A 26,398-nucleotide genomic window follows, 5' to 3' on the forward strand; every position below is an offset into this window, starting at 1 on the left:
CAGTCTCTGTCCGATAACCAGGGAACTTTGTCCGATATCCCGAGAACTTTGTCCGATAACCATGAATCTCTGTCCGATAACCAGAGAACTTTGTCCGATATCCATCAATCTCTGTCCGATAACCAGAGAACTTTGTCCGATATCCATCAGTCTCTGTCCGATAACCAGGGAACTTTGTCCGATATCCGTCAATCTTTGTCCGATATCCCGAAATCACTGTCCGATATCAATAAAACGCTACCCCATATCCACCAAACTCTACCTCATATCCCGACCTCTACACCATATTTAACCCTAAAATTGGTTAAGCTAAACTATCATATAGTTGGTTAAGAAGGAGTTCTTGAGTATGGTAGACTTTTTCGAGAATTTTCATCCGGTTATGCAAGCGTTGATTGCGACTTTGTTTACATGGGGGATGACGGCACTGGGGGCGACCCTCGTTTTTGCAACAAAGACGATCAATCAGCGTCTTTTGGATAGTATGTTAGGTTTCGCTGGGGGCGTAATGATAGCGGCTAGTTATTGGTCGCTATTGGGCCCTGCGATTGAGATGTCTAGCGACAATCAAATCGGTGCTTGGTTTCCTGCCGCGTCCGGATTCCTGTTAGGGGGCATTTTTCTATGGGGAATTGATAAGATTTTGCCTCATCTTCACCCAAATGCACCAATCAACGACGCAGAAGGCTTTCATTCGAAAGGTCAAAAACGAAGTACGCTTTTAGTCCTCGCGATTACACTTCATAATATTCCTGAGGGACTGGCTGTTGGAATCGCGTTTGGTGCCCTTGCTAATGGCGGAACGGAAGCTTCTTTAGCGGGGGCATTGACCTTGGCGCTTGGAATTGGCATTCAAAACTTTCCTGAAGGTATTGCGGTTTCAATGCCGTTAAGAGGCGATGGTATGTCTCGACGAAAGAGTTTCTTTTACGGGCAATTTTCAGGGATGGTCGAGCCGATTGCGGCTGTTGTAGGGGCAGTTGCGGTATCCTTCATTGCACCATTGCTTCCGTACGCATTAAGCTTTGCTGCTGGTGCGATGATTTTCGTTGTCGCAGAAGAAGTAATTCCAAGTTCACAGGAAAAAGGCAATAAAGATCTCGCATCCATGAGCTTAATGATTGGATTTGTCGTGATGATGATACTTGACGTTGCATTAGGGTAAGCCGTACAAAACATCACAGGTGTAACCATTCATCATTGAAAAGCCAGGCATGATCCGGTTCCTATTTTGCATGTTTTTCCAGTCTTTGTCGCATACTAAACCATCATATCGTAGGTGGTTTTCATATGTCTTTTTTTAAAAAGTATAAAAAGGAAACACAACAGCAACCAACCAATCCTAACGAGAATTCAGGACCTCAAGAGGAACCGATAAGCTTGCATTTAATAGATAACGTCAATGAAATACAAAGCATTTTTAGTAAAACTCCTGATTTAGTCGTGACCAACCTTGTGATTAAACAAACAAATTCGAAAGCTACACTCGTTTATTTAGGTGACCTTACAGATTCTACGGTGGTCAGCGAGCATGTATTAAGACCATTGTTATTTCATGTTGATACTACTCATGAGGATTTAACACCTAAGGTATCAGTCACCCAAATCAAGGAAGTTACTACATGGTCAAAAATCACGGACGATATTTTACATGGGAAAAGTGTCTTGTTTGTGGACGGTTCCCAAGTAGCATTTCTTCTAGATACAGGAAAATGGCCAGAACGATCAATTGAAGATACTCCGATTGAGTCTTCCGTTTATGCTGAGCATATCGGGTTTACGGAATCTGGAAGTACAAATATTGCACTCATTCGAAAACATATAAAAAATCAACGTTTAAAAATAAATGAATACAACATGGGTGAGAGAGGAAAAACAAAGGTCTCCCTTTTATACTTAGACGATGTTGCCAATCCGGATTTAATTAAGGAACTTGAAAACCGACTTCAACAGGTTAAGGTTGATAGTATTACAAATTGTATCGTATTAGAAGAATACATAGAGGATAATCCCTATTCTCCATTCCCGCAATTTCTTATTACGGAGCGAACTGATTTTGCAGCTTTAGAAATTTTGGCGGGAAGAATTGTGATGGTGGTGGATGGAGCACCTAATGTCTTAGTGGCACCATCAACGTTTTTTTCTTTTTTTAAGAGCATGGATGATTATACGTCGCGTTGGTTGGTCGCCTCCTTTATTCGACTGTTAAGGTATGTTGGTTTTTTTACGGCGATCTTTTTGCCAGCGACTTATATTGCGGTAATTGCGTTTCATTTTGAGGTAATTCCCTTAAAATTACTCTTGTCTATCGGGGTGTCGAGGGAACGAGTACCATTTCCACCGTTCATTGAAGCATTAATTATGGAAATTGCCCTGGAGATGCTACGTGAGGCCGGAATTCGACTACCAGCCAAAATTGGCCAAACGATAGGAATCGTAGGTGGTATTGTCATTGGTCAGGCTGCCGTACAGGCCGGAATCGTTAGTAATATTATGGTCATTGTTGTTGCTATAACAGCAGTTGCCTCTTTTATCATTCCAAATTATCAAATGGGGGCCTCCGTCAGGCTTATCCGATTTCCTATGATGATTATTGCTTCCTTATTTGGTTTTGTTGGATTAAGTGTAGGTTTAATGACATTAATCGTTCATCTTATTGAGCTAAAGTCACTTGGTGTTTCCTATGCAAGTCCAGTTTCACCCTTACGAATTCAAGACTGGAAGGATTTGTTTATACGTTTCCCGCAATGGTCAACCCTCAAACGTCCTGTAAGTTCTTTGGCCATTCAATTGAGAAGGGCGAATTCTAGCCGTCCAAAGGGTGACAAAAAATGATGAATGTTCAAGGTAAACAAATTTCAATCGTCCAGTACATCTTATTAATTCATGGTGTTCAAGTAGGCGTTGGCGTCCTTACCTTACCTAGAGACTTAGCAGAAAAGGCAGGGACTGATGGGTGGATTGGCATAATAATAGGGTGGTTCTTTGCTACAGTTACTAGTTTAGTTATTATTCAAATTATGAAAAAACACCCGAATGGAACGATTCTTGACCTGTTGACACATTACTTCGGTAAGTGGGTTGGTAAAGTGGCTGGGGTGATCCTTGCTTTGTATTTTGGTTTATTAGCGCTCTACTCGTTTATTACAGAAGCAATGTTTATACAATCGTGGGTCTTACCGCGAATTTCCATAGCTTTACTCATGGTATTGTTATCTATTCCAACGTATTTATTGGTCCGTAACAATATTCAAATTATAAGCAGATATTCGGTGGTTATTTTTTTTATGACGCTTTGGATTATTATCTTATATTCATATTCTATTAAGGATGGCCAAATTCTAAATCTTCTTCCTCTATTAAAGGAAGGTTGGCATCCCGTCATGAAAACTGTGAATATCACAATCATTGCATATGTTGGATTTGATATCGCCTTTTTCCTATATCCTTTTTTGCATAAAAAGGAAATGGCCTCAATTGGGGTTGTTATTGCCAATACAATTACCATGATTGCCTATTTAATTATTACGGTTGTAGCATTTGTGATTTTTAGTCCTGATGAAATTACAAAATTTAATGAACCAACCATTACAGTCTTGAAGGTTATCGAATTTACCTTTGTCGAGCGATTAGAGATTGTAGTGTTCGCATTTTATATATTTGTGATGTCTACAAAAGTCCTTCCGCTCTTGTTCGTATCTGTGTATAGTACAAGCTGGATATTAGGAAAAAAGGAACACTCAAAACTATTATTCTGGTTCCTAGTTATTAGTGTAATATATGTTATTTTGTTTCCTCCCTCCGCACATATGAATTTGATTTGGAGTAAGGAATTACATAGACTAAGTTATCTCTTTTCGTATGCTTTCCCTATTTGTTTATGGGGGTATGTCCTCATACACGGTCTATTAAAGAGGAGGAGCTTGAAATGAAACGTTGTTTTCGTACTCTTTTGTTTCTTCCACTTGTATTGATGCTTACAAGCTGTGGATACCAAGTTCCATTAGAGGATACGACGATTGTCTTCGTCTTTGGGATTGATCTTGATGAGGATAATAACCTCATTTTTTATGAGTCAAGTCCTGTATTTAGTAAGGGAGCAAAGGCACAAACGGATACATATCACACAAAGGCTGATACAATTCGAGATTCTAGAAAATTTTTTGATGCAGTGACAGGTGGTGAGGTATCGGGTGCCAAAATCCAGATCCTTTTACTGGGAAAACGGGTTGTGGAACATGAGGACTGGTTTCCTATACTAGATACAATGTACCGGAACAGTAATTTTTCGATTAATACAAGAGTGGTTATTGTAGACGGTCAAGTATCCGAAGTCATTAACTATGAGCCGGAAAGCAATGCATTTCTTGCGATGTACTTGAAGAATGTCATTGATAAAAATCATAAACGAACAAGAACGGAAAAAGGGACGCTCCAACAGCTCCATACTGAATTTTTCGATAAGGGAGTGACACCAGCTTTAGCCAATGTGAAAAAGGGGAAAAAGGTTGAAGTAATTGGAACCGCGTTACTTAACGATCGTGGAAAATATGTGGATTCTCTTGATTTATCGGAATCTACGTTATACCTCTTTTTAAAGCATAATCGGAAACATCAAATTAGTTATACGACCATTACGATTCCGACTGAAAAAGAGGAGGGGATTTTTCATAAAAATGATTTGAGTTTTGAAGTGAAAACGGTGAAGTCCAAAGTTAAAACATCGCGTGACAAGGACGGGTTTAAGTTCGATGTCAAAATCTCCATGTCCATCGTTGTTCTCGAAAGCTTATTATCAGTAGATATGATATCCCATGAAAAGGAAATCAAAAAGACCATTGAAGACCGGTTGAAGATGGGATATGAGGAACTGTTTAAAAAAATTCAAGGTCTTAAAGTCGACCCATTTGGATTTGGAATCTACGCTAGAGCCTATCAGTACGATGATTTTAAAAAGGTTGAGGATAACTGGGGTGAAGCACTAGCAGAATCTGATATTAATATATCTGTTGAAGTAGAGATTAAGGGCACGGGTACAGTCAATGAAACGAGGAAATAAACAAACTTTCGGTTCCGTCGGGACAAATATATAGAAGCCTGAATCCATCAGAGGGTTCAGGCTTGTTGTGGTAGTTTATGGTATTATTAGAGTGGAGTATGAGGGAGTGTTTCCCATAAAATGGTGGAACGCGGGACCTGTTCCTGTGTCCCAGATAGATGGTGGTAGTGTGTTTAAGATTTTGTTGATTGAAGATGATGTGGCGTTGTTTAATGAGATTCGGGAGCGGTTGTTGCAGTGGTCGTATGATGTGTACGGGATCGGTGATTTTAGCAATGTGATGAAGGAGTTTACGAGAATTCAGCCCGACCTGGTCATTATCGATATTCAGTTGCCGAAATTTGATGGATTTCATTGGTGTCGGATGATTCGAACGCATTCCAAGGTGCCAATTATCTTTCTGTCGTCGAGGGACCACCCGACGGATATGGTCATGTCGATGCAGCTTGGGGCGGACGATTTTGTTCAGAAGCCGTTTCATTTTGATGTGCTCATTGCGAAAATTCAGGCCGTCCTTAGACGAGTCTACAACTATAGCCTTGAACAGCAAATTCATTTAAAAATTTGGAATGGGGCATCTGTTGATTACGTAACAAACACCGTGCAAAAGGACACTGAAACAATTGAATTAACCAAAAATGAAATGTTTATATTGAAAGTCCTAATCGAAAATGTGAACCAAATCGTCAGCCGTGAGGAGCTCATCAAAAGCCTGTGGGATGATGAACGATTTGTAAGTGACAATACCCTAACAGTAAACGTCAATCGATTACGAAAGCGTCTTGAAGAAATCGGCCTAGGGCAATATATTGAAACAAAAGTGGGACAAGGATATATGGCTAGGGAAAAGGATGGCGCTTAAATGATGAAGAAATTTCTCGTAGAAAGACGCAGTTGGATTCTATTATTCTGCTTTCTTCAAGTGTTAATCCTGCTGATTGGGTATCTTGATTCATCCTTGTCATTTCGATCGGTTCTCTATATTGTTTTTGTCTTTTTCGTCGTGTTTATTTTATTTCTCGTCATTCGTTATAATCGGGAAGCTTCGTTTTATGAAAAGATAGAAGAATGGGACCCGGCTGTAGGCATGGAGAGTCTCCAAGAAAGTAACACACCCTTTGAAAAAATGGTAGAATCGGCTCTTAACCAGCATCATCATTTTTATAAAAAGGAAATAAGTCGTTACGCAACGAGTGTTGAACAGGAAAAAGATGAATTATTATCTTGGATTCACGAAGTAAAAACGCCACTGACAACGATGAAATTAATGATTGAGAGAGTGGAGGAACACACGTTAAAGGAGCAGCTCATGTCAGAATGGCTTCGGATTCACTTGCTACTTGATCTGCAGTTGCACGGACGAAGAATCCCTTTCATGGAAAACGACCTGTACATAGAAAAGGTTGATTTGAAAGGGCTACTCATTCAAGAAATTCAATCGTTAAAATCATGGTGTTTTCAAAAGGGGATTGGCTTTGATATGTCGCTGGAGGTTTCAGAGGTGGTTTCTGACGCAAAGTGGCTACAATTTATGTTGCGGCAACTCTTAACCAATGCGGTAAAATATAGTGAAAACGCCGATATCGAGATCCTTAGTTATCAAAAAAATGACCAAGTGGTTCTAGAAATCAAAGATTACGGACGTGGCATTAAGGAGAAAGACCTAGCTCGCATTTTTGAAAAAGGCTTCACGTCTACAACTGATCATCGGGATCATGCGGCAACTGGTATGGGTCTCTATCTCACAAAAAATGCAGCAAAGCCGTTAAAAATTAGGATAGATGTCCACTCTATATATGGAGAGGGAACAACTTTTACACTAACTTTTCCAAGAAAAAATGATTTTCTCAAACTAACAAGCATGTGACAAGAATGTCACATGCTTTCATGTTTTGTTCGGTGATTCGAAGGAAAAATAGCGCAATCCCGTCTATGCTAGAGGTAAGGAGTTGATACAATTGAACATTTTAGAAGCTAATAAAATTGTAAAAACATACGGAAACAAGTGGAACCGCCAAGAGGTTCTAAAGGGAATTGATATCGAGGTTAAAAAGGGTGAGTTCGTTGGAATCATGGGTCCTTCAGGCTCTGGTAAAACAACATTACTTAATGTACTTTCATCCATTGACCGCGTGAGCTCAGGATCAATCCGAGTGGAAGGTAAGGAATTCACAAGTATGAAGGACAAACAACTTGCAGAATTTCGAAAACAGCACCTCGGGTTTATTTTTCAGGAATATCATCTATTAGATACATTAACAGTCAAAGAAAATATTATGTTACCACTAACGGTAAATAAGATTTCGCCCAAGGCTGCACAAATCATGTTCGAGGATGTGGCAAAGGAATTAGGAATCTTCGAAGTGAAAGATAAATATCCGAACGAGATTTCAGGAGGTCAAAAGCAGCGGGCTTCAGCAGCACGTGCATTCGTACATGAACCGAGTATTATCTTTGCGGATGAACCAACAGGGGCGCTTGATTCGAAGTCGGCTTCTGATCTACTAAATAAACTAAGTGATTTAAATGAAAAGCGGGAAGCGACCATAGTGATGGTCACCCATGATCCACAAGCAGCAAGCTACTGTAGCCGGGTTATCTTTATCAGAGATGGGCAAATTTTCACGAAATTAAATCGAGGCGAGGAGAACAGACAGGACTTTTTCAATGACATCATTAAGACCCAGGCTGTGTTAGGTGGGGTGCAGCATGAGCTTTAAAAGCCTCATCTTCCGAAATCTAGTAAAAAACATCAAAAACTATTATTTGTATGTGTTTGCCCTCGTTTTTAGTGTTGCGTTGTATTTTGCCTTTGTCACGTTGCAGTACGACCCAGCGATGGATGAAGCGGCAGGGTCGATTAAGGGTGCTGCTGCGATGAAGGCTGCGTCCGTCATGCTCATAGGCATCGTCACGGTCTTTCTCGTCTATGCCAATACATTGTTTATCAAGCGTCGTGGTAAGGAAATTGGGTTATTCCAATTAGTCGGGATTTCAAAAGGAAATACGTTTTGGATTTTAAGTGTCGAAAACATGATTCTGTATTTCGGATCAATGATTATCGGAATCTTTCTCGGTTTTGTATCTTCAAAACTTGTAATGATGATTCTATTAAAAATTATTGGGATCAATGAGGTTGCCGAGCTCCGTTTTTCACCTGAAGCTCTTGTTCAAACGGTGCTAGTGTTTGCTGCTATTTATGTGGTGATCATGGCGATAAATGCATTGTTTATTAAAAGACAGCAAATTTTAACATTATTTAATACGAGTTCAACAACAGAAGATAAAAGACGTAAGGTCTCCGTACTTGAAGTAGTGATCGGTGTACTCGGACTTGGGCTCATCATCTTTGGCTATTATTTATCAACCAAGCTATTCGATGGACAGTTTACGACAATGGAAGCATTGTTTATGGCTATGTTAGCCATCTTAGGATCTGTTATTATTGGAACGTACTTTTTTTACAAAGGATCAATTCGGTTTGTTTTTAATCTAATACGGAAAAAGAATAACGGGTATCTGACGGTGAATAAAGTATTGTCACTGTCGTCGATTATGTTTCGGATGAAGTCTAATTCCATTTTACTAACAGTCATTACAACGGTTTCGGCCTTATCTCTCGGATTGCTGTCACTTACGTATATTTCGTATTATTCAGCAGAAAAATCAGCGGCGGAATCTGTCGTTTACGACTTTTCGATCCCAAATGAAGAGCGTGCTAGCCAATTTATCGAAGCTTTGGATAAAAATCAAATTAGCTACAATAAAACAGAAGTTGAATTTTTACATGTGATTTCAGACCAAACAAAGATACTCGAAATTAGTCTTGAGCAGCCGTCAGGTTCGGATAGTATCGATCAAATGCCATTGGTTATTGTTTCGGATGATGCAGTTGATGATCTTGAAGTTGCTGAAAATGAATCGATATTTGTCAATAATAACTCTGCTATCCAGTCATTTATGACTTTTAATAAAGGGAAATTTACCGTGAAAGGTAAAACAACAGCGATTGATTTAGAGTTTTTAGGATTTGAAGAAAAAAATGTACTTCCATTACGCTTAACAAATGGCGGATTACCGGTCGCGGTTGTGGATGATACAGTGTATCAGCAATTAGCTTCTGATGCTGACCCAGAAATAGCCGATGAATTTACGATATCAATTGGGATTGATATCGATGAAAGAGATGACCTACAGAAGGCAAACGATATTTTTCATGAATTAGATATAGCAAAATGGGCGGCGCATGAATCACAAATGGATGCCTTTACCGACCAAAAAAGAAATATGGGCATGATGATGTTTATCGTCGGATTTCTTGGATTGGTCTTCTTAGTTACCTCAGGTTGTATTCTCTATTTCAAACAGATGGATGAAGGCGAAGAGGAAAAAGGAAGCTACACGATTTTGCGTAAATTAGGTTTCACAAGAACGGACCTGATAAATGGTATCAAAATCAAACAATTATTTAACTTCGGAATACCATTAGTGGTCGGGCTATCTCATAGTTATTTCGCCGTGAAATCAGGCTGGTTCTGGTTCGGTACCGAACTCTGGACCCCGATGATCATCGTCATGGTTCTATACACCTTGCTCTACTCCATCTTCGGTATCCTATCCGTGATGTATTACAAAAAAGTAATAAAAGAAGCACTTTAAGGACAGAGGGACAGGTCCTTTGTCCCAGTTGGGACGATGGACCTGTCCCCGTGACCCAAAAAGCATAGAGCCGATTTCCGGATTTAAGGGAATCGGCTTTTTTGCATTAGCATAAACCACTTTTTTTCGGTTTCCTCGTTTTGATGTGTATAATAGGTATAAAAATTTGCAAATAGGGTGAACAACAAATGGCAACAAAGGAATTGTATAAAATTGTGATTGTTGATGATGAAGTCTTAATTAGACAGGGGATCAAACATTATGTGAATTGGGAGGGGGAAGGTTTTCAAATTGTGGGAGAAGCTTCGAATGGAAAGGAAGCGCTTGAAATCATTGAACAAACGCAACCCCAAATCGTCATTACCGATATTGTCATGCCGATCATGGACGGAGAAGAATTGACAAGAATCGTGAAGTCAAAATATCCAGAGATTGAAGTCATCGTCTTAAGTAGTTTCGGAGAGTTTGATTATGTTCGGTCTAGCTTTCAAAGTGGAGTTGTTGATTATATATTAAAGCCCAAGCTGGATGCTCATTCACTATTAAGCGTGCTTACTAAAGCAGTAAACAGGATACCCTCCGCAAATTCTATTGAGACAAAACAGCAGGATTACATTTCAATCAATCATGTCATTGATAAGATCATGTCAGGATATGAAACAGATTACGATCCCGAACTGATATCTAGGATGTTTCCCTATGACTGTTTCTATCTATTAGGGGTTGTTTTTAGTGGGAACCTTCCAAGAGTTGAACGCAGCCAAATTCAGGATCGTATCACCGGACAATTCCAATCTTTTGTAGACCAAGGAATCTATCACACGATTCCTTTTAATAAAGACGAAACCGTCATTCTTCTGAATGTAAAAAAAGACCACACCCAAAGGGTCGTCGATTTTGCAAACATGATGGCGGAAAGCCAACAGGATTCAGGATTTGTTCTAAGTGATCCGTTCGCTGACTTCTCACAGATTGGACTCATTTATCGGGATAAGGTTTCAAAACTAATGCAATATCGATTTTATTTTCCCGACATCCCTCTTTTACGGGCACAAGATTTACAAAGAGATATACTTAACATTGAACCCTTTAAAATAGAGTGGTTCACAAATGAATGTAAGCAAGATCGTTTCCAAGAAGCTTTTAGCTATTTGCAGGATTATGTAACTTCATTTTCTACAATCTATACAACAGATGTATTTGAGTTTAAATCATTCTTCGAACATATCATCTTTCACATGACCGTTCTTTTTGGTAATACGGAGTACGATTTCTCGGAAATAGAGAATGCCAAGTATGAATACTTTAGGTCGATTAATGAAGCTCAATCGTCTACTGAAACAGTCGATATTCTAATGACTTTTATTGAACAAGTAAACAAATGCTTACAATCGGAGAAGAATCAACCTATTAATTTGAATATGAAAAAGCTCCTGCAATATATTGAAGACCATTATGCGGAACCACTAAGCCTTGCTGGTGTAGCCGAGCATTTCCATTTTAATCCTTCGTATTTATCTAGCTATTTTTCTACTCATAATAAAGAAGGGTTTATAGAATATTTGAATAAGGTTCGAATTGAAAAAGCCTCACAGCTCCTCCTAAAGGATACGGCACCCATTTCAGAAATTAGTGGAATGGTTGGTTATTCGGACCATAGTTATTTCTGTAAAGTGTTTAAAAAGGTACACGGAATGTCACCTAGTAAATTTAGACGAAAAAAGAGATGAGATGTACATGAGAATTTTACGTAATCGATTTAGACATAATAGCCTGTTTTATAAAATGTTTCTTCTTACCATCGTGATTATAGTTACGGTTTCCTCATTGATATCCTGGACCACTTTACGCATGTCAGAGAAGTTTTTTGTCGAGCGGTTTAGTTTTAACAATAGCAAGGTGATGGATCAGATAAAGGAGAGTTTAGGAACTTTTCATTATTCGATTGTGATTGCTTCGAATAACCTTTTGCAAAACGGAACGGTTAAGAGTTTTCTCACAGGTAATCACTCAAATCGTATGTTGGGCAGCTATTATTATCAAGTAAACTCACAATTAGAAACGATAAAATCCAGTGTAGAAGCTTATAATGTAAGCATTTTGGTCCATGGGATAAATGGTGTTATTTATGCAACGGATCGACCTGCATGGGCCTTATCAGATGAAGAGCTGCAGAATCATTTCATCACTACAGCTACACTAAAACAACCTAAAAGACTGCTTTATCATCTTGAACAACAAGAGGATGATCGATTCATTATTGCTTCAAAGGCATTCATGGAACGAACATCAAACTATGTTTATGGATCCATGTACTTTACGATTCTAGAAGAAGATTTTCGAAAGTTTTATAGTAGCTACACGAGCTTAGGGAATGATGTACTAGTGATGGATCAGGCGGGGACCATTTTATCTAGTAATCGGGAGGAGTTCATTGGGAAAAAAGAAGTAGAGCTCCTGGACTATGCCATCCAATTAGAGGATCAACAAAAGAATTACATGAATACAGAATTTAAGGGCAAGGATCATATTATTATGACTGAATATAGCCCTACCCTAAATTTGTATTTGGTCAATTTAATTGATAAACAAACAGCTTTTAAGGATATCATTGATAAAAAATCAATTGTCATGATCAGCGTACTATTTATGATCCTAGCGATTATCATTGTGTTTTTTGCCTCAAGAAGGTTGACCAATTCGTTGACAAATCTTGTAAAGCAAATTGAAAATACCCCCAAAAATGACTTTGATCATTATATACCGGTAACGGGTACATATGAAACACGTCAAATTGGTCAAGCCTTCAATTCAATGCTTGATGAGCTTCATGAGTATGTAGACAAACTTGTGCTGAGCCAAAAACAGAAACGGAATGCAGAATTAGCAGCACTCCAGCAACAAATCAATCCACATTTTTTATATAATACGTTAACTTCAATCAAGTTCATGGTGCAGCAAGGTGGAAAAGAAGAGGCAACCGAAACAGTCAATGCGCTAATCTCACTTCTCCAAAATACCATTGGCAATATTAGTGAAACGATCACCGTGGATCAAGAAATCGATAATTTAAAAAGCTATGCCTTCATTAATCAGAAACGATATGGTGAGCGAATTCGAGTGAATTATTTTATCGGTCCGGAGTGTAACGATGTCCAAATTCCAAAACTCATTTTACAGCCATTTATTGAAAATTCCTTTTTCCATGGTTTCAATAAAAAGAGTGGTGGGACAATTAATGTTCTCGTTTGGAAAGAAGAAGATACCCTCATTTGTGAGATCCTTGATAATGGTGACGGAATGGAAGTGACTACCGATCATAACCTACCGGATACGAAGCGCAAACAACAGATGTTCAGTGGAATCGGTGTTCGGAATGTCAATGAACGCATCCAGCTATTATATGGGGAAGACTTTGGTGTGACGATTTCAAGTACTATCGGTGAAGGGACAAAGGTTCGTATCACACTTCCAATACAAAAAAACTAAAAATTTTCACAAATCCTAAAGATAATACAAGTCAATAAATGGAAGCGCAACCAACATACAAAAATATCACAAATTTACAAAAATATCGTCCTAACTCATGCGCTCTACGTGATGATAACATAGAAAATGTAAGGAGGATAACGCTTACATTAACAGACATTCTTAGGGGGATTTAAACATGAAGAAAGTATTTGCACTATTGATGGTTAGCATGCTTGTGTTGGCTGCGTGTTCTTCGGGGTCTTCGAATAGTACTGAACCGGAGGGAAGCTCAGATTCAAATGAGATTACCGTTTGGGCATGGGATCCAAACTTTAACATTAAAGCAATTGAATTAGCAAAAGAAGCGTATGCTGCTGAAAATACAGACGTCAACGTCAAGATCATTGAAAATGCGCAAGATGACATTGTGCAAAAGCTGAATACGAGCTTAAGTTCTGGTACAACGAAGGGATTACCAAATATCGTATTAATTGAAGATTATCGTGCACAAAGTTTTCTACAAGCTTATCCAGACATGTTCCATCCACTTACTGGAACTTATAAAACAGAAGATTTTGTTCCATATAAAGTAGAAGCAACGAGTGTAAATGACGAAAACTACGGTCTTCCATTTGACTCAGGAGTAACTGGATTATACGTGAGAACAGATTACTTAGCAGAAGCGGGCTATACGGTTGAAGATTTACAAAACATCGACTGGGAAGAATACATTGAAATTGGGAAGAAAGTAAAAGAAGCAACGGGTAAGAGATTGCTTACTCTTGACCCAAATGAGTTAGGAATTATTCATACTATGATTCAGTCAGCAGGTGAGTGGTACGTTAAGGAAGATGGGACTACGCCATATATAGCTGATAATGAGGCTCTTAAAAAGTCTTTTGAGATTTATAAAGAACTTGTTGAGAACGACCTAATGAATTTTCACTCAGACTGGAATCAGTTCTTGGCTACATTTAACGGTGGAGAAGTTGCGACAGTAACAACAGGGAACTGGATTACGCCTTCCATCAAAGCCGAAAGCTCTCAGTCTGGTAAGTGGGCTGTCGTACCTCATCCAACTCTACCAGGCATTGAATCTGTAAATGCATCCAACCTAGGTGGTGCATCATGGTATGTTCTAAATGTTCCTGGTAAAGAGAATGCAGTTGATTTCCTTACAAAGACATTTGGTTCAAATGTAGACTTGTATCAAAAATTAGTAACTGAAATTGGGGTAATCGGTACTTATACCCCAGCTACAGAAGGGGAAGCTTATCAGATAACAGATGAATTCTTTGGTGGTCAATCTATTGTTTCAGATTTTTCGAAATGGGCTGAAGAAATTCCACAAGTAAACTATGGGATGCACACATATGCGATTGAAAGTATTTTAATAGTGGCAATGCAAAATTATCTGAATGGACAAGACTTAGACACAGTCCTAGAAGATGCACAACAACAAGCGGAAACACAAATCAAATAATAAATTCGAATTTAATAGTCCTCGGAACTCGCCGGCTTCACCTGTACGAATAATGGTGGGCTCTTCCGGGGCTATTCTTATATAGATAAGTAGGGAGTTGAGAGAAGTGATACAAGCAACTACGAAGCAGAACTTAGAGACGAAACCAAGAAAGTATAACAACAAACTCCGTTTTAAAAATGGGCTAATCGGCTGGTCGTTTATCTCAATAGCAACGGTCATGATCTGTATATTTTATTTCTATCCAATGGTCCAAGCGCTCATTCTATCTTTTCAATCAGGTGCTGGAACAAATCTGCAGTTTGTAGGTTTTGACAATTACGCGCGGTTGTTTACGGATCCGACGTTTATAACGGCTGTGAAAAATACGGTTATTTACCTAATCATCCAAGTACCTGCCATGATCATTCTGGCATTGTTTTTATCGGTTTTGTTAAATAATAAAAATTTGAAGCTAAAAGGATTCTTTCGCACGGCTATCTTTTTACCGTGTATTACGTCACTTGTCGCGTATTCGGTCGTCTTCAAATATTTATTTAGTACAGATGGCATCATTAACAAAATGCTGATCAACCTGTCGTTCATCGCAGAACCAATTCAATGGCTAACAGATCCTTTTTGGGCAAAGGTAACGATTATTATCGCAATCACATGGCGTTGGACAGGCTATAATATGATTTTTTATCTATCTGCACTCCAAAATGTGGATAACTCTATTTATGAAGCAGCAAAGATTGATGGTGCAAATGCTTTTCAACAATTTTTTAAAATTACAATTCCAATGCTAAAGCCGATTATTTTATTTACATCGATTACATCAACCATTGGTACGCTTCAGTTATTTGATGAAGTAATGAACATAACAAAGGGTGGACCAGGTAATGCAACATTAACAATCTCTCAGTATATTTATAATCTCTCATTTAAATATACTCCTGATTTTGGCTATGCTGCGACAGTGTCATATGCAATCGTAATTATGATCATTTTCTTCTCGATCATTCAGTTCAAAGTAGCAGGTGATAAAAATGCATAAAATAAAACAGGCTTTCGTTTATATCATTCTATCGATTTTTACGATCATCTCTATTTTCCCATTTTTATGGATGATTGTTAGTGCAACAAATAAATCTGTTGATGTGACAAATGGGAGGTTATTGCCTGGAACACATTTGCTGGAAAACTTCCAGAACCTATTAAATTCGGTCAACCTTGTTCCAGCGTTAATGAATTCAGCCATTATCTCGATCGCAACGACCATTTTATCTCTAATCATTGCGTCGCTTGCAGGATATGGCTTTGAAATCTACCGTAGTAAGGCAAAGGATGTAGTCTTTAATATCTTGCTTCTGTCGATGATGATTCCTTTTGCTGCACTGATGATTCCGCTCTTCCGGATGTTTGGGACTATTTCTCAATATGCACCTGGGATTGGGATAGATACGTTAACGGCTGCTATGTTGCCAAGTATTACAACGGCATTTCTGATCTTTTTCTTTAGACAGAATACAAAGATGTTTCCAAAAGCGCTACTAGAAGCGGGACGAATGGATGGTTTAACAGAGCTTGGTGTATTCTTCCGTATCTATGTACCAACGATGAAAACAACCTATGCGGCGGCAGCCATCATAACGTTTATGGCAAGCTGGAACAATTACCTGTGGCCACTCGTTGTGCTACAGTCACCAGAAAACCATACGATTCCATTGCTTATTTCGAATCTTGGTTCGAGTCATGCACCTGATTTCGGGATGATTATGACAACGATTGTGATTGCAACATTACCAACAGCCCTCATCTTCTTCCTACTTCAAAAGCATTTCGTAGCAGGAATGATGGGGTCCGTAAAATAACTAACACCATTTGGTAGACGAATAGAAAGGAAGAATATGATGATGTCGAATACTCAAATTCAAGAAACGAAACGAGTTCAAACTCCAAGTATCGATTGGCTAACCGATGTAAATGTGTTTGCAGTGAACCGAATACCAGCTCATTCTGACCACACTTACTATGAAACATTAGAGGAAGCGAAAGAAGCATCTGCAATGAAGATGCGTTACGACTTGAACGGAAATTGGAAATTTCATTATTCAATCAACCCTGATTCAAGACCAGAGCGTTTTTACGAAACGGACTTTGAGTGTTCAGCTTGGGAAAATATTACCGTTCCGGGCAACATTCAATTACAAGGATTTGGAACGCCACAATATGTGAATACAATTTATCCGTGGGATGGACATCAAGATATACGGCCTCCAGCAATCCCGACGGATTTTAACCCGGTTGGCAGCTATGTTAAGGACTTTAAAGTACCTGAGAATATGGAAAACAAACCTGTGTATATTTCATTTCAAGGTGTAGAGTCTGCATTCTACGTTTGGTTGAATGGTGAATTTGTTGGGTATAGCGAAGATAGCTTCACACCTGCTGAGTTTGAATTAACTCCTTTTATAAAAGAAGGGGAAAATAAACTAGCAGTAGAGGTGTTCCAACGTAGCACCGGGAGTTGGCTTGAGGATCAGGACTTTTGGAGATTCTCTGGTATTTTTAGAGATGTATATCTTTATACAGTTCCTGAGATTCATGCACAGGATATCCACATTCATACAAATCTTGACTCATCGTTTAAAAAGGCAGAGCTAAAAGTAGATTATAAGCTTCTACCAAATATCCCTTTTGGCTCCGAAATTGTAGCTGAGCTTTGTGATAAAGAAGGGAACAGAGTAGAAAAAACTAGTAGTGCGCTTACGGATGAAAAGGGTTCAGTATCGATGGAGGTAGAAGCTCCAACGTTGTGGAGTGCGGAAAATCCGTATTTGTATAAACTCTTTATCCAAATTTATAGTGCTTCAGGGGAACTTGTTGAGGTTATTCCACAAAAGGTTGGATTCCGTAAGTTTGAGATTGTGGATAAAATCATGCGACTCAATGGCGAGAGAATCGTATTTAAGGGTGTCAATCGTCATGAATTCAACCATCGGAGCGGCCGTGCGATTACAAAGGAAGACATGCTTTGGGATATTAAAACAATGAAACAACACAATATTAATGCAGTCCGTACCGCACATTACCCAAATCAAAGTTATTGGTATGAGTTATGTGATGAATACGGAATCTATGTGATTGATGAAATGAACTTGGAAACACATGGATCCTGGCAGAAGATGGGGCAGGTAGAACCATCATGGAATATCCCTGGGAACAAACCAGAATGGAATGATATTGTCTTAGATCGAGCCGTTTCAATGCTGGAGAGAGACAAAAACCATCCCTCCGTTTTGATATGGTCATGTGGGAATGAGTCATATGCAGGTGAGGTTATTTTAAATGTTACTCATTACTTCAAATCTGTTGACCCAAGCCGACTAGTCCACTATGAGGGTGTGTTCCATAATCGTGACTACAACGACACAAGTGATATGGAAAGCCGGATGTACGCAAAGCCTGCGGATATTGAGGAATATTTAACGGACAATCCTGAAAAGCCTTATATAAGCTGTGAGTATATACATGCGATGGGGAATTCCCTTGGAGGCATGCACAAATACACGGCTCTTGAAAATAAATATGAGATGTACCAAGGTGGATTTATTTGGGATTATATTGACCAATCCTTGGTGAAAAAAGACCGTTATGGTCAGGAGTTTCTTGCGACCGGAGGAGATTTTGGCGACCGCCCTACAGATTATGGATTCTGTACAAATGGCATTGTCTATGCTAATCGCGAGCTTTCACCAAAGATGCAAGAAGTAAAATATCTCTATCAAAATATCAAACTTACTGTTGATAAAACAGGCGTAACGATTAAAAATGAAAATCTATTTGAAGATACATCAAATTATGAACTAGAGTACGTTTTATTCCTAGATGGAAAAGAATTGCACCGAAATCGAGGCCAAACGGTGGTGATTCCTGCACAAAGTGAAGGTCGAGCTGAATTTAATTGGCCAACAGACTTACTTGATGAAGCAGGTGAATATGTCATCCATACATCTTTTAAACTGAAAGAAGAAGAGTATTGGGCAGATGCTGGTTATGAGATTGCTTTTGGCCAATTTGTGTTTGAAGAGAAAAAACAGATTGCAAAAGTTCCTAGCGGGAATCTACGAGTAGCATACGGAACACAGAATGTGGGTATACATGGTACTGATTTTACAATCATGTTCTGTCGCAAGGCGGGTAGTCTGATTTCGATGAAATATGGAGGTAGAGAGATGATTGAGGCACCACTACTTCCACTATTCTGGAGAGCAACAACCGACAATGATAGAGGATTTGCTCAAGGGTTTGAATCTGGATGCTGGTATGCAGCTAGTCTAGCTCGTAAATCGATTGGATGGGATGTAGAGGAAAAACAGGACCGTATAGAGGTTACTTTCACCTATAAATTCTCGATCCACTCGGAAATTGAAGTGAAGAATACATTTACTGTATTTGCAGATGGAAGTGTTCGTGTAAAATCAAACTATCATGGCGCTGCCAACCTTCCACAAATGCCAATCTTTGCTCTTTCATTTAAGGTTTCTGCTGATTATGACCAATTAGAGTGGTACGCGATGGGGCCGGAAGAAAATTATTCAGACCGTGCTGCTGGCGCAAGGCTCGGGGTATTTAAAAATACAGTTGCAGACAACCTGTCTGGATATGTAAAACCGCAAGAGTCTGGCAATCGCACAGGAGTACGTTGGGTAAACCTCACAAACCGTGAAGGACAAGGAATTAAAATTGCTTCAACATCTCGTCCAGTAGAATGTAATTTTTCACCTTACACGGCCTTTGAACTAGAAAATGCCGCTCATCACTATGAACTGCCAAATGTACACTACACAGTTGTAACTGTGGCAGGCAAACAAATGGGCGTTGGAGGAGACGATAGCTGGGGAGCACCTGTTCACCCAGAATACCTGTTAAATCCAAACGAAGACATGGAATTTGAATTTACGATTAGTCCAATCTAGGTGTAGAGAGACAGGTCCATTGTCCCAACTTTATAATCAAGGGGTTCCTGTAACCCAATAAACAAGAAGTCGATTTCTCAGTAGAAGAGGAATCGGCTTTTTTTTGAAAAGTTTATAAGAATCGAAACGTAATCGATATAAAAGCCCTTCGACTACCCAGAAGGCAAACTGTATTCAGGATATCGGACATAAATAGGAATATATCGGACGAAGTTGAACGGATATCGGACAGAGCTTCAACTTTATCGGACATAACTTTCAATATATCGGACGGAAAACAAAATATATCGGACAAAACCTTATCGACGACTTACTTCACTGGGACAAGGGACCTGTCACCGTGACCCACAAGCGCCCCATCCGAGCCTCATTTTTACTAAAACTCACTAATCCGATACGTACACTTCACCAAAAAGAAAACTCTTTTTCTCTTTTTTACTAAACTAATAAATACCTGTAAAACCTTACTAACACTACAATATAACCCATTTTATACCAAAATAAATTTTAGTAAAATAAATAATAAAACCGTTTACATTTAGTAAAAGTCAGAATATAATGAAGGTGTCATATAAAAAGGAGGCGCAATTATGAAGCTAGTAAAATTTAAATCTATTTTCTTTTTATTCATCGCAGCAATGTTACTTTTAGCGGGTTGTAGCTCATCATCGGGGGAAAGCAGTGGTGACACTACCGAAGATGGGAAGGTAAAACTTCGATTTGCTACATGGGATGTTGGTGACGATGTTGACTTACAGCAAGAAATGATCGACAAATTCAATGAAACTCACGAAAATATTGAAGTTGTTTTAGAAGCATACGGAAGTGAGTATGATACAAAAATCACAGCTGGTATGGGTGCGAAGGATGCTCCGGACATTATGTATATGTGGAACTACCCACAATACAAGGATGCATTAGAGCCACTTGATTCTTACATTGAAAAAGAAGGCGCTGAATACAAAGACAATTTCTATGAAACTCTTTGGAACTATAACTCAGCGGATGACCAAATCCTTGGATTACCAGTTGGATACACAACACATGTTGTTTATTACAACAAAGCTCTATTTGACGAAGCCGGTGTTGAATATCCGCAAGCAGACTGGACTTGGAAAGATCTTCAAGATACAGCTAAGAAAATAACAAACAAAGATTCAAAGGTTACTGGATTTGCTTTCTCAGGAAAGCCTGACCCATATGATTTCGAAATGTTCTTATGGGGTAACAACGCAGCATACGTTGATGAAGAAGGAAACTTAAAAGGAAACCTTGATTCAAAAGAATCAGTTGAAGTGTTTGAGATGTTCCAAAACATGGCGAAAGAAGGCTATGCGATTCCAACTGAGGGTTCTGGAGCTACAGAAATGAAATCTGGTAAAGTTGCCATGTTTGTATATGGTGCATGGGGACTTAACCCATTAACAGAGGCTGGAATTGATTATGGTGTAGTTGAATTACCGACGTTTGAAAATGGAAAAAGTGTTAGTATCTTAAGTTCTTCAGGAATTTCTATTTCTAAGAATTCTAAAAACAAAGAAGAAGCATTTGAGTTCATTAAATTCTGGACTGGCGAAGAAGCAAACAAAGCAAGAATTGATTTCGAACTACCAGTTCTAAAATCTGTTGTAGAAAGTGAAAAGCTTGAGGAACACGAAATGAAGAGTGTGTTCTACTCCATGTTAGAAAAGAGTGAGGGCTATACTCCTGCTTCCTTTATCGTAGAGGACTGGAGTCAGGTCTCCGACAATCTAAATTATGTATTCGAATCGATCTTTAACCCAAGCACAATGGTAGATCCTAAAGAAGCATTAAAGGACGCTGCTCAGTAAAAAACTTAACGTGGTAAAGCACTTGTACAGTGCTTTACCCTATTTTCTAATCTGAATAAGGGGTCATCTTATGTTAAATAAAACAAAGAAAGCGAATAGCTATCAGCTGGTAAGTAGGAAAGTACCCTATTTATTTATCTCACCTTGGATAATCGGATTTTTGGTGTTCACTCTTGGTCCATTAGCTTTTTCATTAATCATGAGCTTTTTTGATTGGCCAATTACAAGTGCACCAAGCTTTGTGGGTATCGACAACTATAAAACGATGTTCACTGACGATCCACAATTCTATAAATCTTTAGCCATTACATTTAAATTTGCCGCGATTTTTGTGCCGTTAAACTTAGTTACTGCCCTAATCTTAGCGCTCCTCATTACTCAACCATTAAAAGGAATGAAAATTTTCCGTACCATTTTCTATTTACCTGCGGTTGTATCCGGAGTTGCAATTTCAATTATTTGGGGCTGGATTTTTAACTCTGAATATGGAATTTTAAACTACCTACTTTCATTAGCTGGTATTGAAGGGCCAAAATGGCTTGTCGATCCGAAGTGGGCAATCCTGACAATCGTTATTGCGAGTGCCTGGGGTGTCGGAACAATGATGCTTATCTTTTACACAGACATTAAAGGAATCCCGCCAGAATTATATGAAGCAGCAGCAATTGATGGTGCGGGTCCGTTTCGTCAGTTTTTCAGCATCACAATCCCTAGTATTACACCAACAATTTTATTCAACGTGATTACATCGGTAATCGCCGCACTGCAACAATTAACCCTAGTCTTACTTTTAACCGGTGGAGGTCCGTTAAAATCAACCTATTTCTACGGACTATACGTGTACAACAACGCCTTCAAACACCATGAATTAGGATATGCAAGTGCAAACGCTTGGTTTATGTTCATCGTCATCTTAATCTTAACGATGTTAATCTTTAAATCATCATCCACATGGGTATTTTACGAAAATGAAGTGAAAAAAGAAGGGAAGAAGAAAAAATGAAGATGTCGAGGAAATATAAAATCATAATGTACAGCCTTCTTGGATTATTTTCACTTTACTTCTTACTACCATTTGTGTGGGTAATCCTTTCTGCGTTAAAAACAGAGGCTGAAGTGTTTAGCTTCCCACCAAAGATTTTCCCAGAAGTGCCACAGTGGGGAAACTTTATGGATGCCTGGAACAGTCAACCGTTTGGAACCTATTTTAAAAACTCGGTCATCGTAACCGTGATGACAACGTTAGGGCAGTTGATTTCTTGCTCTCTAGTAGCCTACGGATTTGCAAGATATGACTTCAAATATAAAAATGGACTCTTCATCTTGTTGCTTGCAACGATGATGATACCTTGGGACGTAACGATGATTCCGTTATACATGGAATTCAATTTTTTCGGATGGATTAACACATTAAAACCATTAATTGTCCCAGCGTTTTTTGGATCAGCTTACTATATCTTTTTATTAAGACAATTCCTAATGAACATACCGAAGGATCTTGAAAATGCAGCAAGAATTGATGGAGCAAACGAATTCCAGATTTTCTTTAAAATATTCTTACCGATTATGAGAGCACCACTTATCCTAATTGCTGTATTAAATATTTTATTAGTATGGAACGACTACTTAGGTCCATTAATTTACCTTCAAGATCAATCAAAATATACATTAGCACTAGGACTTGCAGCATTTAAAGGAATTCATGACCTTCAAATTCTACCAATTATGTCGATTACGTTAGTCATGATTATTCCACCAGTTCTCGTGTTCCTGATTGCACAAAAGTATATTGTCGAGGGAATTAGCGGTTCTATTAAATAATATCAGCACAGAAATGCGGAGGAAGATAATATGCGACGAGAGATGAAAAGATGGGAGAATATCCATCTGACTGGGATTAACAGACTCCCTGCACATACAGATTTTTATAGATACGAAACAAAAGAGAACGCAAGAACGTTTAACAAAGAAAATAGTATGGGCTATACATTGCTTGACGGCGTGTGGAAGTTTTTATTTGTAGATGCACCAGAGCTTTCACCAAAGGGGTTTGAGGCGGAGGACTTCGCAGTCGAAGGTTTAGACGATATCGAAGTACCATCTAGCTGGCAAATCAAGGGTTACGGAAACATGCATTACACAGATGTTTTGTACCCATTTGCTATCAACCCACCATTTGTACCACAGGAAAATCCAACAGGGATTTATTTTAGAGAGTTAGAGGTTTCTGATTTAGTAGACGACGAAGCCCTTATTTTAAAATTCAATGGGGTTGACTCTGCATTTGATTTATATGTGAACGGACAGCATGTCGGTTACAGCAAGGTTTCTAGAGTACCGTCTGAATTTGACATTACGGAGTATGTGAAACAAGGAAGCAACCGCCTAACGGTAAGGGTGTATCAGTTCTCTGATGGCACTTATTTAGAAGACCAGGACATGTGGTGGCTTTCAGGTATTTTTAGAAGTGTGGAGCTCTTTAAAATCAACAAAAATACGCTTCAGGACGTTTTTGTGGAAACACTGCCTGATGAAAACTATGAAAATTTCACCTTGAAAGTCGGTGGTGAATTTTTAACAAACGATGTAAAAGGTTTATTTGCAACTCTATATCACAGAGATGAGAAAGTGGATCAGTTTGACATCGAAGTGGCTGACGGAAAATTCGAGACTAGTAAATTAATAGAAAAGCCGCTTTTATGGAATGCAGAGGAGCCAAATCTATACCATCTTGTTTTTGAATATTGTTTACCAAATGGTGATAAGGAAATTGTGCCGCTTCGCGTTGGTTTCCGTTCAATTGAGGTCATCGACAATGAAATTCGTGTCAATGGAAAACGCATTTTCTTTAACGGGGTGAACCGTCATGATTCACATCCAAAGACAGGTAGAACGGTAAGTTATGAAGACATGCTTCAGGATATTAAAATGATGAAGCAGTATAATATTAACGCTGTTCGTTCAGCACACTATCCAAATAATGATGTATTTTATGATTTATGTGATGAATATGGATTATACGTAATAGATGAAGCGGACCTTGAGTGCCATGGCTTCGAAAACACCGGTAACTATAACTGGATTTCCGATAATGAATTATGGGAAAAACAATATGTAGACCGTGCAGTTCGTATGGTAAAAAGAGATCGCAACCACCCAAGTATTGTGATGTGGTCATTAGGAAATGAGTCAGGAGCTGGGCGCAACTTCACAGCGATGTACAATGCGATTAAGGCAATCGACCCTACTAGACTCGTACATTATGAGGGTGACAGAGTTGCAGCTTACAGTGATGTTTACACAACCATGTATACTCGCTTAAAACCACTCGAAGAAATCGGTAAAGATGCAGAAGGTAAGAAGCCTCATATTTTATGTGAGTATGGACATGCGATGGGGAATGGCCCTGGTGGTTTAACAGAGTACCAACAATTAATGCGAAAGTACCCTCGATTACAAGGTGGCTTTATTTGGGAATGGTGTGACCATGGAATTGAAACGAAGAATGAAAATGGTGAAACGCACTATCTATATGGCGGTGATTACGGCGATTTCCCAACTAACGGAAATTTCTGTATTGACGGGCTTGTCTACCCAGACAGAACGCCATCACCAGGACTAATTGAATACAAAAAGGTCATCGAGCCGATAGTGACGGAGGAAGTAAACGTAGCAGAAGGAAAAATTCGTGTGAAGAACTTATACGATTTTAAAAACATCAGTGGCATCGTGCTTCATATCGAAGTGAAATCCTTCGGCACACTTATCGAGGAAAAAGAAATCAAACTACCGAGCATCCAAGCTCATGATGTAGCAGAAATCACGTTACCAATCGATGTAGCAAAAGCTGCACAGCATGACGATGTTCGAATCTACCTAAGTTATCGAGAAGCTGAAGATACTCTCCATGCGGAAAAAGGACACGAGATTACAAAGGAAAGCTTTTTACTAGATTCTACGAAACTTGAAAAAAGTGTAAAACCTGTCGCGTCAATCGGATCTGAATTCGTTATTGAAGACGAAGCAGCTCAGCTTAAAATTGAAAATGATAAGTTCAAGGTTGTTTTCTCAAATGTGTACGGAACACTTGAATCCTTCGAATTTGAAGGGGAAGAGATTATTAACAAAGGCCCTGAAGTAACGCTTTGGAGAGCAATCATCGACAATGATATGTATAAAAAGGATGACTGGATTAACAAGTACTTCCTTAAAAATACAAAAGAACAGCTTGGCGAAGTCACTTATGAGGTGTCTGAAAACCATGTGGACGTGGTTATCACGAAGTATTTATCAACTGTAAACCAAGCATGGGGCTTCCATTTAACATACAATTACCGTATCACAAAAAATGGTGCGTTAAACATTGATTTAAAAGGTGAAAAAGTTCTACGCGGCATAGAAATTCCAGAAATGCTGCCACGTATTGGAGTAACAATGAACCTTAACCAAGATTACAACCATGTTACTTGGTATGGTCGTGGGGATTCTGAATCCTATCAGGATACGAAACGTAGCCAACCAATTGGACTCTACAACAAGACTGTTGAAGACATGCACACTGATTATGTGTATCCACAGGAAAATGGATCAAGATGTGATACCTCTTTCCTAGCGCTAGCAAAAGGTGACCACAAGTACCTGATTAATTTTAAAGAAGAGTATGACTTCACGATTCATGATTATGAAACAAATGCTCTTGAAGAGGCGAAGCACCGCGGTAAAATCAAGAAGTCACCATTCAATGTGTTGACCATTGATTATAAGCAAAGTGGTGTTGGAAGCAATAGCTGTGGTGAAGAGCAGTTACCTCCATATCGAACCGTGATTGAGGACTTCCGCCTTCAATTTGAAATAAGAAAGATTGAAAAGGATAGCCTAGTAGAAGAAAGTAAATTTTTCACAGCACGTTAAGAGAGCAGGGGAAACCCTGCTT

Annotated in this window: 19 protein-coding genes; 18 read left to right on the plus strand and 1 reads right to left on the minus strand. The window is 38.9% G+C overall.

Annotated elements, in window-relative coordinates; all coding sequences use genetic code 11:
* The coding region (locus CKK03_RS23575; protein WP_218962797.1) for a hypothetical protein at window positions 1–217 on the minus strand (217 nt) is incomplete at its 3' end.
* A gap of 132 nt (window positions 218–349) precedes the next feature.
* Here CKK03_RS23575 and CKK03_RS04185 point away from each other — a divergent pair.
* The 18 genes from CKK03_RS04185 (at window position 350) to CKK03_RS04270 (ending at window position 26,376) form a co-directional block, all read left to right on the plus strand.
* A complete protein-coding gene (locus CKK03_RS04185) occupies window positions 350–1,165 on the plus strand; it encodes a ZIP family metal transporter (protein ID WP_099361367.1) in 816 nt (271 codons plus the stop codon).
* 125 nt (window positions 1,166–1,290) lie between these two features.
* The gene (locus CKK03_RS04190; protein WP_099361368.1) at window positions 1,291–2,835 is read left to right on the plus strand and encodes a spore germination protein; all 1,545 of its coding nucleotides are present in this window, start codon (window positions 1,291–1,293) and stop codon (window positions 2,833–2,835) included.
* The gene (locus tag CKK03_RS04195; RefSeq protein WP_099361369.1) at window positions 2,832–3,932 is read left to right on the plus strand and encodes a GerAB/ArcD/ProY family transporter; all 1,101 of its coding nucleotides are present in this window, start codon (window positions 2,832–2,834) and stop codon (window positions 3,930–3,932) included. Before CKK03_RS04190 ends, CKK03_RS04195 begins: the two co-directional genes overlap by 4 nt.
* The gene (locus tag CKK03_RS04200) at window positions 3,929–5,059 is read left to right on the plus strand and encodes a Ger(x)C family spore germination protein (protein WP_099361370.1); all 1,131 of its coding nucleotides are present in this window, start codon (window positions 3,929–3,931) and stop codon (window positions 5,057–5,059) included. The genes CKK03_RS04195 and CKK03_RS04200 overlap by 4 nt, the downstream gene beginning before the upstream one ends.
* Window positions 5,060–5,228: 169 nt before the next feature.
* Window positions 5,229–5,921, plus strand: coding sequence for a response regulator transcription factor (locus tag CKK03_RS04205; protein ID WP_099361798.1), 693 nt, complete (start codon window positions 5,229–5,231; stop codon window positions 5,919–5,921).
* Window positions 5,922–6,926, plus strand: coding sequence for a sensor histidine kinase (locus tag CKK03_RS04210; protein WP_099361371.1), 1,005 nt, complete (start codon window positions 5,922–5,924; stop codon window positions 6,924–6,926).
* Window positions 6,927–7,017: 91 nt separating this feature from the next.
* Window positions 7,018–7,779 carry an ABC transporter ATP-binding protein gene (locus CKK03_RS04215; RefSeq protein WP_099361372.1) on the plus strand — a complete coding sequence of 254 codons (762 nt, stop codon included), beginning with the start codon at window positions 7,018–7,020 and terminating at the stop codon, window positions 7,777–7,779.
* The gene (locus CKK03_RS04220; RefSeq protein WP_099361373.1) at window positions 7,769–9,718 is read left to right on the plus strand and encodes an ABC transporter permease; all 1,950 of its coding nucleotides are present in this window, start codon (window positions 7,769–7,771) and stop codon (window positions 9,716–9,718) included. Before CKK03_RS04215 ends, CKK03_RS04220 begins: the two co-directional genes overlap by 11 nt.
* A gap of 188 nt (window positions 9,719–9,906) precedes the next feature.
* Window positions 9,907–11,448 (plus strand): response regulator transcription factor, encoded by a 1,542-nt coding sequence (locus CKK03_RS04225; protein WP_099361374.1) that lies wholly within the window; start codon window positions 9,907–9,909, stop codon window positions 11,446–11,448.
* A 7-nt stretch (window positions 11,449–11,455) separates the two neighbouring features.
* On the plus strand, window positions 11,456–13,207 hold the full coding sequence (locus tag CKK03_RS04230) for a sensor histidine kinase (RefSeq protein WP_099361375.1): 1,752 nt from the start codon (window positions 11,456–11,458) through the stop codon (window positions 13,205–13,207).
* Between the two features lie 178 nt (window positions 13,208–13,385).
* A complete protein-coding gene (locus CKK03_RS04235) occupies window positions 13,386–14,672 on the plus strand; it encodes an ABC transporter substrate-binding protein (RefSeq protein WP_099361376.1) in 1,287 nt (428 codons plus the stop codon).
* 220 nt (window positions 14,673–14,892) lie between these two features.
* Entirely contained in the window at window positions 14,893–15,708 is an 816-nt protein-coding gene (locus CKK03_RS04240) for a carbohydrate ABC transporter permease (protein WP_245864029.1), read from the plus strand.
* The gene (locus CKK03_RS04245) at window positions 15,701–16,525 is read left to right on the plus strand and encodes a carbohydrate ABC transporter permease (protein WP_099361377.1); all 825 of its coding nucleotides are present in this window, start codon (window positions 15,701–15,703) and stop codon (window positions 16,523–16,525) included. Before CKK03_RS04240 ends, CKK03_RS04245 begins: the two co-directional genes overlap by 8 nt.
* A 42-nt stretch (window positions 16,526–16,567) precedes the next feature.
* Complete coding sequence (gene lacZ / locus CKK03_RS04250; RefSeq protein WP_483866639.1) at window positions 16,568–19,633, plus strand: beta-galactosidase, LacZ type; 3,066 nt, start codon at window positions 16,568–16,570, stop codon at window positions 19,631–19,633.
* A 590-nt stretch (window positions 19,634–20,223) separates the two neighbouring features.
* A complete protein-coding gene (locus CKK03_RS04255; RefSeq protein ID WP_099361379.1) occupies window positions 20,224–21,465 on the plus strand; it encodes an ABC transporter substrate-binding protein in 1,242 nt (413 codons plus the stop codon).
* A 70-nt stretch (window positions 21,466–21,535) separates the two neighbouring features.
* Entirely contained in the window at window positions 21,536–22,468 is a 933-nt protein-coding gene (locus tag CKK03_RS04260) for a carbohydrate ABC transporter permease (RefSeq protein WP_099361380.1), read from the plus strand.
* A complete protein-coding gene (locus CKK03_RS04265) occupies window positions 22,465–23,286 on the plus strand; it encodes a carbohydrate ABC transporter permease (protein ID WP_099361381.1) in 822 nt (273 codons plus the stop codon). The genes CKK03_RS04260 and CKK03_RS04265 overlap by 4 nt, the downstream gene beginning before the upstream one ends.
* A 30-nt stretch (window positions 23,287–23,316) precedes the next feature.
* Window positions 23,317–26,376 carry a glycoside hydrolase family 2 TIM barrel-domain containing protein gene (locus CKK03_RS04270; RefSeq protein ID WP_099361382.1) on the plus strand — a complete coding sequence of 1,020 codons (3,060 nt, stop codon included), beginning with the start codon at window positions 23,317–23,319 and terminating at the stop codon, window positions 26,374–26,376.
* Window positions 26,377–26,398: the final 22 nt, after the last annotated feature.

The sequence above is a fragment of the Fredinandcohnia onubensis genome, from assembly GCF_002734215.1.
Classification (GTDB): Bacteria; Bacillota; Bacilli; order Bacillales; family Bacillaceae_L; genus Ferdinandcohnia; species Ferdinandcohnia onubensis.

Excerpts from the sequence above, each read along its gene's own strand:
- CKK03_RS04185 (WP_099361367.1), top strand. The coding sequence starts at position 350 with ATGGTAGACTTTTTCGAGAATTTTCATCCGGTTATGCAAGCGTTGATT.
- CKK03_RS04190 (WP_099361368.1), top strand. The coding sequence starts at position 1,291 with ATGTCTTTTTTTAAAAAGTATAAAAAGGAAACACAACAGCAACCAACC.
- CKK03_RS04195 (WP_099361369.1), top strand. The coding sequence starts at position 2,832 with ATGATGAATGTTCAAGGTAAACAAATTTCAATCGTCCAGTACATCTTA.
- CKK03_RS04200 (WP_099361370.1), top strand. The coding sequence starts at position 3,929 with ATGAAACGTTGTTTTCGTACTCTTTTGTTTCTTCCACTTGTATTGATG.
- CKK03_RS04210 (WP_099361371.1), top strand. The coding sequence starts at position 5,922 with ATGATGAAGAAATTTCTCGTAGAAAGACGCAGTTGGATTCTATTATTC.
- CKK03_RS04220 (WP_099361373.1), top strand. The coding sequence starts at position 7,769 with ATGAGCTTTAAAAGCCTCATCTTCCGAAATCTAGTAAAAAACATCAAA.
- CKK03_RS04225 (WP_099361374.1), top strand. The coding sequence starts at position 9,907 with ATGGCAACAAAGGAATTGTATAAAATTGTGATTGTTGATGATGAAGTC.
- CKK03_RS04230 (WP_099361375.1), top strand. The coding sequence starts at position 11,456 with ATGAGAATTTTACGTAATCGATTTAGACATAATAGCCTGTTTTATAAA.
- CKK03_RS04235 (WP_099361376.1), top strand. The coding sequence starts at position 13,386 with ATGAAGAAAGTATTTGCACTATTGATGGTTAGCATGCTTGTGTTGGCT.
- CKK03_RS04240 (WP_245864029.1), top strand. The coding sequence starts at position 14,893 with ATGATCTGTATATTTTATTTCTATCCAATGGTCCAAGCGCTCATTCTA.
- CKK03_RS04245 (WP_099361377.1), top strand. The coding sequence starts at position 15,701 with ATGCATAAAATAAAACAGGCTTTCGTTTATATCATTCTATCGATTTTT.
- lacZ (WP_483866639.1), top strand. The coding sequence starts at position 16,568 with ATGTCGAATACTCAAATTCAAGAAACGAAACGAGTTCAAACTCCAAGT.
- CKK03_RS04255 (WP_099361379.1), top strand. The coding sequence starts at position 20,224 with ATGAAGCTAGTAAAATTTAAATCTATTTTCTTTTTATTCATCGCAGCA.
- CKK03_RS04260 (WP_099361380.1), top strand. The coding sequence starts at position 21,536 with ATGTTAAATAAAACAAAGAAAGCGAATAGCTATCAGCTGGTAAGTAGG.
- CKK03_RS04265 (WP_099361381.1), top strand. The coding sequence starts at position 22,465 with ATGAAGATGTCGAGGAAATATAAAATCATAATGTACAGCCTTCTTGGA.
- CKK03_RS04270 (WP_099361382.1), top strand. The coding sequence starts at position 23,317 with ATGCGACGAGAGATGAAAAGATGGGAGAATATCCATCTGACTGGGATT.